Source organism: Undibacterium sp. TC4M20W (assembly GCF_049340245.1).
Classification (GTDB): domain Bacteria; phylum Pseudomonadota; class Gammaproteobacteria; order Burkholderiales; family Burkholderiaceae_D; genus Undibacterium.
In genome coordinates this window covers 1-12,385 of the sequence record NZ_JBMPPI010000042.1, presented here as the reverse complement: position 1 = coordinate 12,385, position 12,385 = coordinate 1, and the positions used below count along the sequence as shown (strand labels likewise).

Below are 12,385 nucleotides of genomic sequence, written 5' to 3'. Positions count from 1 at the left end.
CAGGCAAGCTTAAAATCCAGACCGTTTGTGCTATCCTTACAAATAGACAATATACAACAGCTACAAACACCAACAATAAGCCATCAGCTCCGATGATGCACCTGCCACTGCCAAGGCTTTATGGATAATTCACCTGACAAAAAGCCCATCTACGTCACGCAACCTCATTTGCCTCCGCTTGAGGAATTTATTCCTTATCTGGAGCAAATTTGGGGCAATAAGATACTGACCAATGGCGGGCCTTTCCATCAACAGCTGGAAGCTGCGCTGTGCGAATACCTCGGTGTTGAGCACCTGGCGCTGTTCACCAATGGTACGCTGGCGCTGGTCACGGCCTTGCAGGCCTTGCGCATTACTGGCGAGGTGATAACTACCCCTTATTCATTTGTGGCAACCGCGCATTCGCTGCTGTGGAATGGTATCAAGCCAGTGTTTGCGGATATAGACCCGCATAGCCTGAATCTTGACCCGACAAAAATCGAGGCGGCCATCACCCCGCAGACCACGGCCATCATGCCTGTGCATTGCTATGGTCACCCTTGCGATGTCGAGGCGATACAGTCGATTGCTGACCGTTACAATTTGAAGATTATCTACGATGCGGCCCATGCTTTTGCGGTCAAGGACAGGGGCGCGAGCATCATGCGTCATGGTGATCTGTCAGTATTGAGTTTTCATGCGACCAAGGTATTCAATACCTTTGAGGGTGGTGCCATCATATGCCCTGACGCCAAGACCAAGAACCATATAGATCATTTGAAGAACTTTGGTTTTGTCGATGAAACCACGGTCACGGCACCCGGCATTAACGGCAAAATGAGTGAGTTTAATGCCGCACTGGGCTTGCTGCAGTTAAAGCATATAGACCAGGCACTGGCGCGACGCCGCGAGATTGATGCGCTCTACCGTGAATTGCTGAAGGATGTGCCAGGCCTGCGCTGTGTGCAGGGCGGTGGCAATGAGGTGGCGAACTGTGCTTACTTCCCTATCCTGATCAACGAGGCTTATCCTGTCAGCCGCGATGCGTTGTATGAATCATTGCGGGCGCAAAAGATCATGGTGCGGCGTTATTTTTACCCACTGATTTCTGACTTCCCCATGTATCGTGGCTTGCCATCGGCACAAAAAGATAACCTGCCAGTCGCCCGCGTGGCGGCACAGCAGGTATTATGCCTGCCGATTTATCCTGAGCTCAGCGATGCGCAGGTCAGCATGATCGTTGAGCACATCGCCAGTCAATAATGGAAGCGGCTCCTACTGTTGCAGATGCCGGCCCCGATACCGGCTCAGGGACTGGCCTCAAGGTTGCCATCATGCAGCCTTATTTTTTTCCCTATATAGGCTACTTCCAGCTCGTCAATGCGGTGGATTTGTTCATCGTGTATGACAATATCAAATATACCAAAAAAGGCTGGATCAACCGTAACCGCTTTTTGCAAAACGACCAGGACTGCATGTTTTCGCTGCCGCTGAAAAGTGATTCGGATATGCTGGATATTGTTGAGCGCGAACTGGCCGCCGACTTCAACCCGCGCAAACTCTTGCAGCAGCTCAGCGGCGCTTATCGCCGTGCGCCTTATTTTGCACAAACCCTGCCTTTGCTGGAGGCGGTATTACTGCATGATGACAAGAATCTGTTCCGCTTTCTGGAGCATGCCTTGCGCAAGACTTGCGCGCATCTGGGTATAGCAACTGAGTTCAAGGTGTCATCGACCATCCCCATCGCCCATGAGCTCAAGGGCAAGCATAAAGTCATGGCCATGTGCCAGGCTGTTGGTGCGCATACCTATGTCAATGCGATAGGCGGTATGGACTTGTACGAACCGCAAGAGTTCAGCCAGCATGGGCTGGAGCTTAAATTCATACGCTCGAAACCGTTTGAATATGCACAGGCTGGCGCGGACTTTGTACCCTGGCTATCGATCATTGATGTGATGATGTTCAACCCGCCTGAAACCATACAAAGCACTCTGGACCAGGGTTTTGACTTGATTTGAGCCGGCCTCGCGTAAAATGCGCTTATGAAGCATGAATAACTGCATGAATAATTGCATGAATAACTGCATGAATGACAGCGTGAGTGACAGCATGAAGGAAGCATCCATGTTCAAATGGAAAAAACTGGGCAAGATATTTGATCCGGCGCTCATCAAAGACCGGCCATGGATATCGGCCTTTGCACAAGCACCCAGCACCTTGATCTTTGAAGACAGAATCAGAGTGTATTTTGCCTGCCGCCCGCCGGTGGATAACCAGGGCAATTATGTCAGCTTGTCGGCCTATGCCGACTTCAGGCGGGATGACCCTAGCCAGCTGATCAGTGTATGCGAAGCGCCTTTGCTACCCCTGGGTGGCCCTGGTAGCTTTGATGAGTTTGGGGCTTACTTCACTTCAGTAATACGTAAGGATGAAGACATACTGGCCTATTATGTCGGTTATTCGCGCTGTGAGTCTGTACCATTTACGATCAATATCGGTGCCGCCATCAGCCATGACGGTGGCGATAGCTTTGCCCGGCTTGGCCCTGGCCCGGTCTTGCCCTGTACGCTGGATGAACCATTTTTTTTGACGGTACCAAGAATCCGCCGCTTCAATGGCCGCTGGTATCTGTTCTATAGTGCCGGGCAACGCTGGTTGCAGACGCCCAGCCGCGCAGAGCCGGTGTATCAGATCAGGATGGCGACCTCGGATGACGGCATCAACTGGGTCAAGCATGGCCGCAACCTGGTCGAATGCAGGATAGGCGAAAATGAATGCCAGGCCTGCCCCGATGTCTTTGAATATGGTGGCAGATACCACATGCTCTTCAGCTACCGTGCCAGTACCAATTACCATGGCAAGGAAGGCGGTTACCGCATGGGCTATGCCAGTTCTGATGATTTGTTCAACTGGGTGCGCGATGATGACAAGGCGGGGCTGGAGATTTCTGAAGAAGGCTGGGATTCAGAAATGGTATCCTTCCCCCATGTATTTGCCGTTGATGGCGCAGTTTATCTGCTCTACCTGGGTAACCAGATGGGCAGGCATGGGTTTGGCCTGGCCAGGCTGGAAAGCTGAACTGATAAAATCCTTGCCGCTTGCTGCTTGATTTCAGCAAGGGCAACTTAATAAATGAGATGAATAAGATGACAGTGAATCCTCTGCTCGACAAAGAAAAAGGCTTGCTGGAAGCCTATGCCGCCAACTACATTACCTCCGACGATTCCAGCCAGCAAAGGCTGATGCGTGAACTGGAGATCCGTGTCTTCAAACAATTCATGAAGCGCGGCAAGGCGCTGGAGCTGGGTTGCGAGATCGGCTATATGTCCGAGCTATTGAGCCCGCTGGTAGATACGCTGGATATTGTCGATGCTTCACAAGAATTCCTGGATAGGACCAAGTCTCGCAATCTGCCGAACGCGAATTATTTTTGCTCGCTATTTGAGCATTATGAAGCGCCCCATCAATATGATGCCGTCATCGCTTCCCATGTTCTCGAACATTTATTGGATGTGCAGGAAGTCTTGAAGATGGTGCACAAGTCACTGAGCAAAGACGGCCTGCTGTTTGTTGCGGTACCGAATGCGCGTGCCTTGTCGCGCCAGTTGGCCAGGCACATGGGCCTGCTTGACAGCCTGTATGAACTGACACCGAATGATTTGCGTGGCGGCCACCGCCGCGTGTATGACCGCGTCACCCTCAATCGTGAACTGGAAACTGCCGGTTTTGAGATCGTCGCCCAGGGCGGCATTTTCTTCAAATACCTGGCGGATTTCCAGATGGATAAAATGATCGATTCCGGCATACTCGGTGAGCCACAACTCGAGGGTTTGTTCAGCCTTGGTAATGAATATCCCGACATGTGCGCAGACGTGTATGCCGTCGTGCGCAAGAAAACCACGGCTGACGCTGAATGAAGAGCAGCACCATGAGATGGAAAAAACTGGGCAAGATATTTGACCCTACCCAACACCAGTTGCCGAATGACTGCGTGGCATTTGCCCAGTCACCGCAGGCGCTGGTGTTTGATGATTTCATCCGTATTTATTTTTCTACCCGCGCGCTCGAACAAAAAACCGGCAAATACCTGAGCCATATTGCCTTTGTTGATATGGACAAGGAATTAAAAACCACCTTGCGGGTATCACAGCAAACCGTGATACCGCTAGGGGACTTGGGTAGTTTTGATGAGCATGGTATTTTCCCCATGAATGTGCTGCGCCACGAAGGCCGTATCTATGGCTATACCTGTGGCTGGAGCAGGCGTGTGTCAGTGTCTGTGGAAACGGCGGTTGGTCTCGCAAGCAGCGATGATGATGGCCTGACTTTCCAGCGCATGGGGCCAGGCCCGGTATTGTCAGCATCCTTGCATGAACCCTGCCTGGTGGGTGATGGCTTTGTCAAAGTCATCGGCAATACTTTTCATATGTGGTATATCTTTGGCACAGGCTGGACACAGTTTGCTGCTGATGCCGCACCAGACCGCATTTACAAGATAGGCCATGCCACATCTGCCGATGGCATAAGCTGGCAAAAAGAAGAAGCGCGCCAGATCATTGCTGACCAGATAGGCGAGCATGAATGCCAGGCCCTGCCGACGGTGGTAGAAATTGATGGCCGTTACCATATGTTTTTTTGCTACCGCCATGCCTATGACTTCAGGACCAATACTGAGCGCGGCTACCGCATAGGTCATGCCTGGTCAGATGATTTGCTGAACTGGACCAGGGATGACCGGCAAGCCAGGCTGGAAGGCACACCCGGCGAATGGGATGCCGACATGCAGTGCTACCCGCATGCCTTCAATAGCGATGGCCATACCTACCTGCTGTATAACGGCAGTGAATTCGGGCGTTATGGCTTTGGTGCAGCCGTGCTGGAAACTTAAGTCACGACAAGCCCCACAAATTCCACAAAATGAATCCCGCCATCCAGTTTTCGCATAACCAGGCCAGCCAGCAGGCGATAGCAGCACATCTGCAGCAATGTGATGCTGCCTTTATGCCGACTTTGAGCAGCCGCCTGAACATAGACGACTATGCCAGCAAAATCACCAAGCTTGCACAGCGGTTTGAGGCCAACGCCAGCGCCGAACATGAGCTGGCGGGTCTGGTCGCCATGTATTGTAATGACGTGCAACATCGCCGCGCCTTCATCACCAATGTCAGTGTACTGCCCACCTGGCAGCAGCAGGGTATCGCCCTGGCCTTGTTAAAGCAGGCGCTGCAATTTGCACAAGCCCGTGGCTGCCTGCAGGTGGAACTTGAAGTCAACACCAACAATCCTGCCGCCATTGCGCTGTATGAAAAAATCGGCTTTGTGCAGCATGCAGAAGCGAATATGAATACAGCAGACAATATCGTGATGCGCCATATTTTTTCATGAAACCCGCCCTACTATCCCCTGCCCATCATGAATAAAACCATACTGATTTTCCCTGCCGGCATGCCGCAGGCTGTTGCCTTCATGCAGTCACGCAAAAACGATAATGACAGGCTGATCGGTGCCTCATCCCTGGCACTGGACCCGGCACGTCAGACCTATGGTGACAGCGACTGGCTGCACCTGCCCTTTGTGAATCATGCAGATTTTGACCAGGCTTTATCAAACGCGATACAAGAGCAAGGCATCACCAGCATCTATACGCCGCATGCGGTAGTCTGGGATTACCTGAACCGTTTGCTGCCAACCCTGGCCCCCGCAGTGAGTTTATTGAATACCACACCCGCCAATACCGAGCTGGATGCCTTTCGCGTTGCGACACAATGGGCGAGAGCTGTGCTTGAGCAACCGATAGCCGTGGCTGCGCAGACAAGCATCAAACCTGACCTGCCCTTGTTAAGCATCGCCGCCCTGTACCGGCATGTGCAGGATATTCCCGGCATGTGCGACCATGAAAAACTGCGCGCCCTGTATGAAATTGCCCGTAGTTGCCCGGCTGGTGATGTGGTTGAAATTGGTAGCTGGTGGGGTAAGTCAGCCTTCATCCTCGGCCACTTGGCGCAAAGCTATGGTCTGGGCAATGTGCTGTGCATAGACCCGTGGTCAGAAACCGGCATCGTCTCAGAAGGTGCAGACAGCCTGGTTGAAGCAGCCTTCACCCATTTCAGCGCAGAAGAAGCCTTTGGCGTATTCCTGGTCAACCTGCTGCCTTATAGCCAGGGCAGGCTTAATTATCTGCGCATGCCATCACTTGATGGTGCCAGCTATTATGCCAGCCACGGCAGTGTCAATAACACCGTGTTTGGCAACACAAGCTACAGCGGCCAGATCGCCTTGCTGCACATTGATGGCAACCACAGCGAAGACAGCGCCAGAGCAGACGTGGCTGCCTGGTGCCCGCTGGTGGCACCTGGTGGCTGGATAGTCATTGATGATTACTCATGGCCTTTTGGCGATGGCCCGCGCCGTGCTGCCGACGCTTATCTCGCCAGCCATCAGGCAGAAATAGCTACGGCGTTTTTTATGGGTGGAGCACTGTTCATCCAGAAAAAAGTGCAGCACCCATGAACACCAGCGACGCGCAATGTATTACTGCGCGTCGTTCAAATCCTTTTCAAGCACCTCAAACGACTGTGCCGGCAAACCCTGGCACCAGTTTTGCCACATGATGCGCAAGGCGCGCTGCAAGCCGCGGGCGATCAGTTCAGGGCGGCCCGGTACTGATTGCTGTATGCGTGTGCGCATGCTCATGCGCAGGCTGGCCAGGCTGTCCAAATCAGTGGCCGCAGCCACGGCCTTGCGCACAAATTCATCAGCATCGCCAGCGATGTAATTATCCAGGCCCAGATGCCCCATGATGGATGTACTGGTGCGGCTGGGTATGGTCTGGCCATGCAGGGTCACGGTGGGCACGCCCATCCAGACCGCATACATGGTGGTGGTGCCACCTGAATACGGGAAGGTATCGAGGCAGATATCCACCTGCTGATGCAGCATCAGGTATTTGCGCAAGTCACAATGCGGTTCAAACGTCAGGCGATCTGCACTGATGCCTGCATCAGCAAACCAGCCAAGGATAGCCGGATGTTCACCATCGGCAGGCATGGAACCCAGCAACATGCGTGAGTTGGGTACAGACTGCAAGACCCTGGCCCAGATAGCGACGACTTCTGCATTGATCTTGCCAACACGGTTAAAACTGCCAAAGGTGATATAGCCTTTCGCCAGCGCAGGCAAGGCCACTAAATCAGGCGGGTTCACCGTCGATTTGAACGGCGCATTGGCAGGCAGACGAACTATCTTCTCGACAAACTGAGACTCGAACTGCCCGGGTGGCAGGATAAATCGGTCAGACAGGAAATAATCAACAGAGCGGAAGCCGGTAGTGCCGGGGTAACCCATCCAGCTCACCTGTACTGGCGCTGGTTTATACGCAAAGGCCTGCAACCTGTGCATGCTGGTGTGGCTGGAAAGATCGATGAGAATATCAACGCCATCCTGCGTGATCTGGGTGACCAGGTCAGCGTCAGACAACCCAGCCACCTTGCGCCAGTGCCTGAAGCGGGAGCGGATGCGGTAAGTGATCTCGTCATCCACGCTATTGTTATAGTAAATGAATACCGCAATATCACTGGCATTCGTCAGGTGTTCAAGCACAGGTTCTATGAAAGATGCGACAGCGTGATTGCATAAATCTGCCGAGACAAAGCCTACCCTCAGTTGCTTTTGCGGGTCACGCTGGTTTTGATGTCTGGGCCAGGCATCGCGCAAGCCGGCTTCATAGATATCGCCTATGCGGCAATGTTCAGCAAACAGGGCTTGCGGATCAGTCGCCTGATTTTCAACCATGTTGAATAATTTCCAGCTGGCCAGCTCCAGGCGCTGGTCGATCAGGCCGGGATCAACCTCCAGGGCCTGTTTAAGTGCCTGTTCTGCATCCGCCATCTTGCCCTGGGATTTGAGGATGGACGCCAGTATGCAATAAAAATCGCCAGTTTGCGGCACATGCTCAATAGCGCTGCGGCAGCTCGCTTCTGCCTCTTCAGGCTTGTGCTGCCCCATCAGCAACAGGGCGAGATTGATATGCGCATACGCATGCTGCGGGTTGATCGCAAGCACGGCCCTGAAACTGCGCTCGGCACTGGCCGTCAGCCCCTGCCCTATCTGTATGCCGCCGAGATTAAAGTGCGCCTCGACAAAATCAGGTTTGATTTTGATCGCTGCCTGGTAGCAGCTTACCGCTTCTGCCATATGCCTTAGCTGCATCTGCTTTTCTGCTAACTGGAAATGCCAGTTGGCATCATCCGTCACACTGGCGATCAGGCGCTGGTAGTGGCTGTCGGCCTGTACCAGCCGGTCTTGCGCACCCAGTGTTTCGAGCAGGATGGCGCGTGCTTCTGCATGGGTGGGCTGTACTTCCAGCAAGCGCCACAACCAGGTTTCAGCTTCTGCCCCCTTGGCCTGGGCCAGCAACGCATTACTTAACATCCACAATAATTGCGGTGATACCGGGGCATTGGTAATGGCTTGTTTCAGCAATGCCTCAGCCTCGGCATAGCGCGCCTGCGTCAGCAGTATGCCACCCAGGTTGGCATAGGTATTGACGGAGTCGGGATTGATCTCGAGCACACGCTGGAAGCATGACTCAGCCTCATCCAGCCTGTTCTGCCCCTGCAATAAAGTCCCCAGGTTGAAATGCGCAAAAGAAAAAACCGGGTTGATCTGTATGGCCTGGCGATAACTGGCCTCTGCCTCGGGCAAACGGTTTTGCGCCGTCAGGTTGGCGGCCAGGTTGAACTGCGCCACCGCATTACCGGGCTCACGCACGATCAATTGCTGGTAAGTGGCTTCAGCCTCTGCGCTGCGACCTTGCCCATCAAGGGCCAGACCCAGATTAATCGCCGCATCACCAAAGCCGGGCGCCATTTCAAGGGCACGGCGATAAGCCGCTTCTGCTACCGCCAGTTGCCCACGCTCATAGGCAATATCGCCCAGCTTGTTGTGCACCTGCGCATCTTGCGGGTCAAGTACAAGCGCCTGCTGGCAATAATCCTCTGCCTCATCGAGTTTGCCAGCAGCAAACAAATAATTAGCCTGCTCCAGCAAGCTACCCACTGCTGACAACTGCCCTGCGACAGGCGCCGGCTTCGCCGGGCTCTCAATTGGCCCGCCAGCCGCCTGTTCAGACGGAGTCACTGGCTGTGCCACAGGCTGAACTTCAGCCTCATTGCCTGCACCCAGGCGCTTTTTAAACCAGGAAAACATCCAGATATCCTTTGCTCAGTACTGTTTGCCGCATTATCTCAGGCGATGAGACAGTCTCAGCGGCAAAACACAAATATTAACGCAGGATAACATTGCTAAGCCTGATTCTAAAACCTGATTCTAAAGCTTGAATCTAAAGCTTGAATCTAAAGCTTAATTCCAATGCCCGCTACATGAAACAGCCTGAGTTACTCCAGTCACACCCCCAGTACATTGAAGTATTTCTCACCCGACAACCAAATCATTGCATAATTGCTACCGCGCAATTGCTTGCGACTGCCAGCAAACCCGGCAAAAAAAATGAACCACAAGTTCACACTCAATACGGAGACACCATGAATAAAAAAATAGCCAGTGCACACGCATTGAGCCTGTTGGCAACGATTTTGGCAGCGACATTGGGAGGATGTGGTGGCGGCTCAGGTGGCAGCGGCAGTGCCAGCACTGCGCCAGATACCAGCAGTCAAACCCAGGTCAGTGTCAGCCTGGTGCCTATCATCTTGCCAGGGCCGGTTCCGGTAGACTCACCGCCACCGCCCACTGGTGGCAGCTATGCGATGTCACTGGCGATTCCACCACGTCACCAGTGGAATGCCAACTACGGCTATTGTGGCGAAACCGCCTTCATCAGCGCCGGTTTGTATTATGGCCAGTATGTATCGCAATACACCGCACGCGCTGCCGCGACACCGGGTTTAAGCCAAAACGATGTCAACAGCCAGTTGCTCGTCTCGGTCAATGACCTGACCGCAGCAGCCAACATGCACCTGAATGCCGTTGAGTGGAACGGGCTGTCAAACGCCACCACGACCAGCCAGTACCTGGCCTGGATCAAGGGCTATGTGCTGGCGGGTTATCCGGTCATCATGGGTATCTATGTGAACCAGTATCAGCCTGGCGGTAACCCTGCGGCGGGTTTTTCCAGCTACGACCATATCGTGCCAGTGAATGGCATCGCGTCCAGCCACCCGCTCGTACCGGGCTTGAACCAGACTTATTACGCCGATGATATTTTGCAGTTCAGCGATAACAGCGGCACCAATAATGCCAGCTACCCCAATCAATTCACTGCCCCACCAGTAGCCGCAGCTTATCTGTTCCAGTATGGCTTCGACAAATTCCAGGTTACACGCACCCAGGCCAACGCCCAGGCTGCGCCACCATACTCGCTGGCCCTGCATAGCAGCAGCAACAACATCAATTCAGCCGTTGCCATTACCGGTGTCATCGATATAAACAGAGAAACCGTACCGGTGCGTCTGGCAACCGACCTGAATTACGAAAACCCGGCAATGAGCAATGGCGCCAATACCTCGCCCATGGCAGCCCCACTAACCCTGACAGCAACCGTATATGGCCTCAGCGTTGGGGTGAAATACAATGTGTATCAATACAATACGCTGGCAGCCATCCCCAATTCATCCTTCAATGCCAATGCTGCCGCTGCTACGCAAACCTTCAGCTTCACTGCCACCGACTCCACCTATGTGCTACCGCCGGTAAAAATCATGTCGAACCAGACTGCAGCTTTCCGGGCTGTGCCTGCAACTGCACGTTGAAGGATAATCCTGAAACCACAAGCTGTATGCATGAATCAATTTCCAAGATGCGGGAACGATGTTCCCCGTTACGACTCCAAAGCATAATTAATCAACCTGAGTGCTCACCGATGATAAATAAAAACCTGCTGGTCTTACTATTTACCGCCCTGATCCCATTTTCTGCAAGCACTGCGCAAGACATGAACCAGACTCAGCCTCAAACCATGTCAATAAAAATCGACAAGACCTTGACCCCGGAAATAGGCGGAATAAAACAGCTTGTCGAGATTAAAACCGATGATGCCAACAAGCCCGTCCTGCTATTTTTATCGGGCGGGCCCGGAAGCTCGATGATCAACAATGCGGATGCTTTCACAAATATCTTGAAAGACAGATTTACCATAGTTCAATGGGACCAGCGAGATGCCGGTAAAACCCTGAAACTCAATCCCTCACCCGTACAGCCCTCGGTCGATCTCATGGAGAAGGATACCTATGAAGTCATACAATTCATCAGAAAAGAATTAAAGCAGGAAAAAATATATTTGCTCGGCAGCTCCTGGGGCAATGTACTGGGTTTTTACATCGTCAAAAACCACCCTGAATTATTGCATGCCTATTTTGCGTCCAATCCCGTCATCAGTCAGCTCGCAAGTGAAAAAGAATTGCTGACTGCCCTGAAGAAGCATTTCAAGGACAATGCAATCGCCAGCCAGGAACTGGCCAGCGTCAATATCCCCTTTAAAATCGATGAAGACCTGCTCTACCTGAGAAAATGGTTGCTGTACAAAGAAGGCAAAGAGTTCGCAACAAGTGCTGAATTCCAGAATGGTTTTCTGCAATGGGCAAAAACCTGGTCGCCGGTGTGGAATGCCGTCATGGATGTAGATTTACCAAAGACCTTGAAAAAAGTTGATTGCCCAGTGTATTTTTTGGTGGGTAAAAACGACATACAAACATCCACCCAGATTACCCAAGACTATTTCGCGCAATTGAAGGCACCAAAGAAAGCGCTGTTTTTATTTGAACATTCCGGGCATCAAATCCATAAAGAGGAAGCAGAAAAATTTCAGCGGACTATCATCAGCACTTTGCCTGCGGTGGTCACGGGAAAATAGGAGATGCTTTTATGCTGGGGCTGATTGTTAGCTCCGGCAATCTGGCTGTTGCAATCACATATCAGCTGTAAACCATCATCAACGCCCGAGCTTGGGAATGTAGGAAGTCACGCCTTCCTTTTATCGGCCCTCAATGTCAAACAACGGCGTATCCAAACGATAACAGAGCAGGCCATGACAAAAGAAAGCAAAACATTCATCGTTATCCCAAGAACAAAACTTAACGTGGCCTTTGAAAAGTAAAACGTCAACAGGCCAGTAAAACTTGCGCCAACGGCCGCAAACGAAGAAATTAGTCCAGGATTCGGTGGCGACGTTCCATCCTTCAAATGCACGGTACTTCGAATAAGTATTGCCGTGAGCATCACCCAAAGTGGTATCAGTAGCCATAAACACTCATTGCCAAAAGTGTGACTAAGAAGCTGTTGCGAAATTAAATTAAAGGTTTAAGAAAGTTCCAGCAAATGAGAGAACAAGCCAACGAAAGAAATGCTTCGTGTGTCATAGCTAGTTTCTCATAACGCATTTTTAGACGACGGT

The 12,385-nt window shown here is 52.2% G+C and carries 11 protein-coding genes; 9 read left to right on the top strand and 2 right to left on the bottom strand.

Features of this window, described 5'->3' with window-relative positions; genetic code table 11:
* Window positions 1-120: 120 nt before the first annotated feature.
* The 7 genes from ACO0LL_RS28230 to ACO0LL_RS28200 are packed head-to-tail and all read left to right on the top strand — an operon-like array spanning window position 121 to window position 6,489.
* Window positions 121-1,242: a DegT/DnrJ/EryC1/StrS family aminotransferase gene (locus tag ACO0LL_RS28230; RefSeq protein WP_422954153.1), complete on the top strand. Its 1,122-nt coding sequence runs from the start codon at window positions 121-123 to the stop codon at window positions 1,240-1,242.
* Window positions 1,242-1,997 (top strand): WbqC family protein, encoded by a 756-nt coding sequence (locus tag ACO0LL_RS28225; RefSeq protein ID WP_422954152.1) that lies wholly within the window; start codon window positions 1,242-1,244, stop codon window positions 1,995-1,997. Before ACO0LL_RS28230 ends, ACO0LL_RS28225 begins: the two co-directional genes overlap by 1 nt.
* Window positions 1,998-2,052: 55 nt before the next feature.
* Entirely contained in the window at window positions 2,053-3,057 is a 1,005-nt protein-coding gene (locus tag ACO0LL_RS28220; RefSeq protein ID WP_422954151.1) for a hypothetical protein, read from the top strand.
* A gap of 59 nt (window positions 3,058-3,116) precedes the next feature.
* Window positions 3,117-3,896: a class I SAM-dependent methyltransferase gene (locus ACO0LL_RS28215; protein WP_422954150.1), complete on the top strand. Its 780-nt coding sequence runs from the start codon at window positions 3,117-3,119 to the stop codon at window positions 3,894-3,896.
* 11 nt (window positions 3,897-3,907) lie between these two features.
* Entirely contained in the window at window positions 3,908-4,867 is a 960-nt protein-coding gene (locus ACO0LL_RS28210; protein WP_422954149.1) for a hypothetical protein, read from the top strand.
* Between the two features lie 29 nt (window positions 4,868-4,896).
* Window positions 4,897-5,364, top strand: coding sequence for a GNAT family N-acetyltransferase (locus ACO0LL_RS28205; RefSeq protein WP_422954148.1), 468 nt, complete (start codon window positions 4,897-4,899; stop codon window positions 5,362-5,364).
* A 27-nt stretch (window positions 5,365-5,391) separates the two neighbouring features.
* Window positions 5,392-6,489, top strand: coding sequence for a class I SAM-dependent methyltransferase (locus ACO0LL_RS28200; protein ID WP_422954147.1), 1,098 nt, complete (start codon window positions 5,392-5,394; stop codon window positions 6,487-6,489).
* Window positions 6,490-6,510: 21 nt separating this feature from the next.
* Here ACO0LL_RS28200 and ACO0LL_RS28195 read toward each other — a convergent pair whose 3' ends face one another.
* Window positions 6,511-9,186, bottom strand: a complete 2,676-nt coding sequence (locus ACO0LL_RS28195; RefSeq protein WP_422954146.1) for a tetratricopeptide repeat protein — start codon at window positions 9,184-9,186, stop codon at window positions 6,511-6,513.
* Window positions 9,187-9,521: 335 nt separating this feature from the next.
* On the opposite strand from ACO0LL_RS28195, the gene ACO0LL_RS28190 reads away from it, so the two are divergent.
* Window positions 9,522-10,745, top strand: a complete 1,224-nt coding sequence (locus ACO0LL_RS28190) for a C39 family peptidase (protein ID WP_422954145.1) — start codon at window positions 9,522-9,524, stop codon at window positions 10,743-10,745.
* A gap of 110 nt (window positions 10,746-10,855) precedes the next feature.
* On the top strand, window positions 10,856-11,845 hold the full coding sequence (locus ACO0LL_RS28185; RefSeq protein ID WP_422954144.1) for an alpha/beta fold hydrolase: 990 nt from the start codon (window positions 10,856-10,858) through the stop codon (window positions 11,843-11,845).
* Window positions 11,846-11,965: 120 nt separating this feature from the next.
* Here ACO0LL_RS28185 and ACO0LL_RS28180 read toward each other — a convergent pair whose 3' ends face one another.
* Window positions 11,966-12,235: a hypothetical protein gene (locus ACO0LL_RS28180; protein WP_422954143.1), complete on the bottom strand. Its 270-nt coding sequence runs from the start codon at window positions 12,233-12,235 to the stop codon at window positions 11,966-11,968.
* Between the last annotated feature and the right edge of the window lie 150 nt (window positions 12,236-12,385).

What these genes read in the sequence shown, in the direction of transcription:
- ACO0LL_RS28230 (WP_422954153.1), top strand. Translation starts at nt 121, where the DNA reads ATGGATAATTCACCTGACAAAAAGCCCATCTACGTCACGCAACCTCAT.
- ACO0LL_RS28225 (WP_422954152.1), top strand. Translation starts at nt 1,242, where the DNA reads ATGGAAGCGGCTCCTACTGTTGCAGATGCCGGCCCCGATACCGGCTCA.
- ACO0LL_RS28220 (WP_422954151.1), top strand. Translation starts at nt 2,053, where the DNA reads ATGAATAACTGCATGAATGACAGCGTGAGTGACAGCATGAAGGAAGCA.
- ACO0LL_RS28215 (WP_422954150.1), top strand. Translation starts at nt 3,117, where the DNA reads ATGAATAAGATGACAGTGAATCCTCTGCTCGACAAAGAAAAAGGCTTG.
- ACO0LL_RS28210 (WP_422954149.1), top strand. Translation starts at nt 3,908, where the DNA reads ATGAGATGGAAAAAACTGGGCAAGATATTTGACCCTACCCAACACCAG.
- ACO0LL_RS28205 (WP_422954148.1), top strand. Translation starts at nt 4,897, where the DNA reads ATGAATCCCGCCATCCAGTTTTCGCATAACCAGGCCAGCCAGCAGGCG.
- ACO0LL_RS28200 (WP_422954147.1), top strand. Translation starts at nt 5,392, where the DNA reads ATGAATAAAACCATACTGATTTTCCCTGCCGGCATGCCGCAGGCTGTT.
- ACO0LL_RS28195 (WP_422954146.1), bottom strand. Translation starts at nt 9,186, where the DNA reads ATGTTTTCCTGGTTTAAAAAGCGCCTGGGTGCAGGCAATGAGGCTGAA.
- ACO0LL_RS28190 (WP_422954145.1), top strand. Translation starts at nt 9,522, where the DNA reads ATGAATAAAAAAATAGCCAGTGCACACGCATTGAGCCTGTTGGCAACG.
- ACO0LL_RS28185 (WP_422954144.1), top strand. Translation starts at nt 10,856, where the DNA reads ATGATAAATAAAAACCTGCTGGTCTTACTATTTACCGCCCTGATCCCA.
- ACO0LL_RS28180 (WP_422954143.1), bottom strand. Translation starts at nt 12,235, where the DNA reads ATGGCTACTGATACCACTTTGGGTGATGCTCACGGCAATACTTATTCG.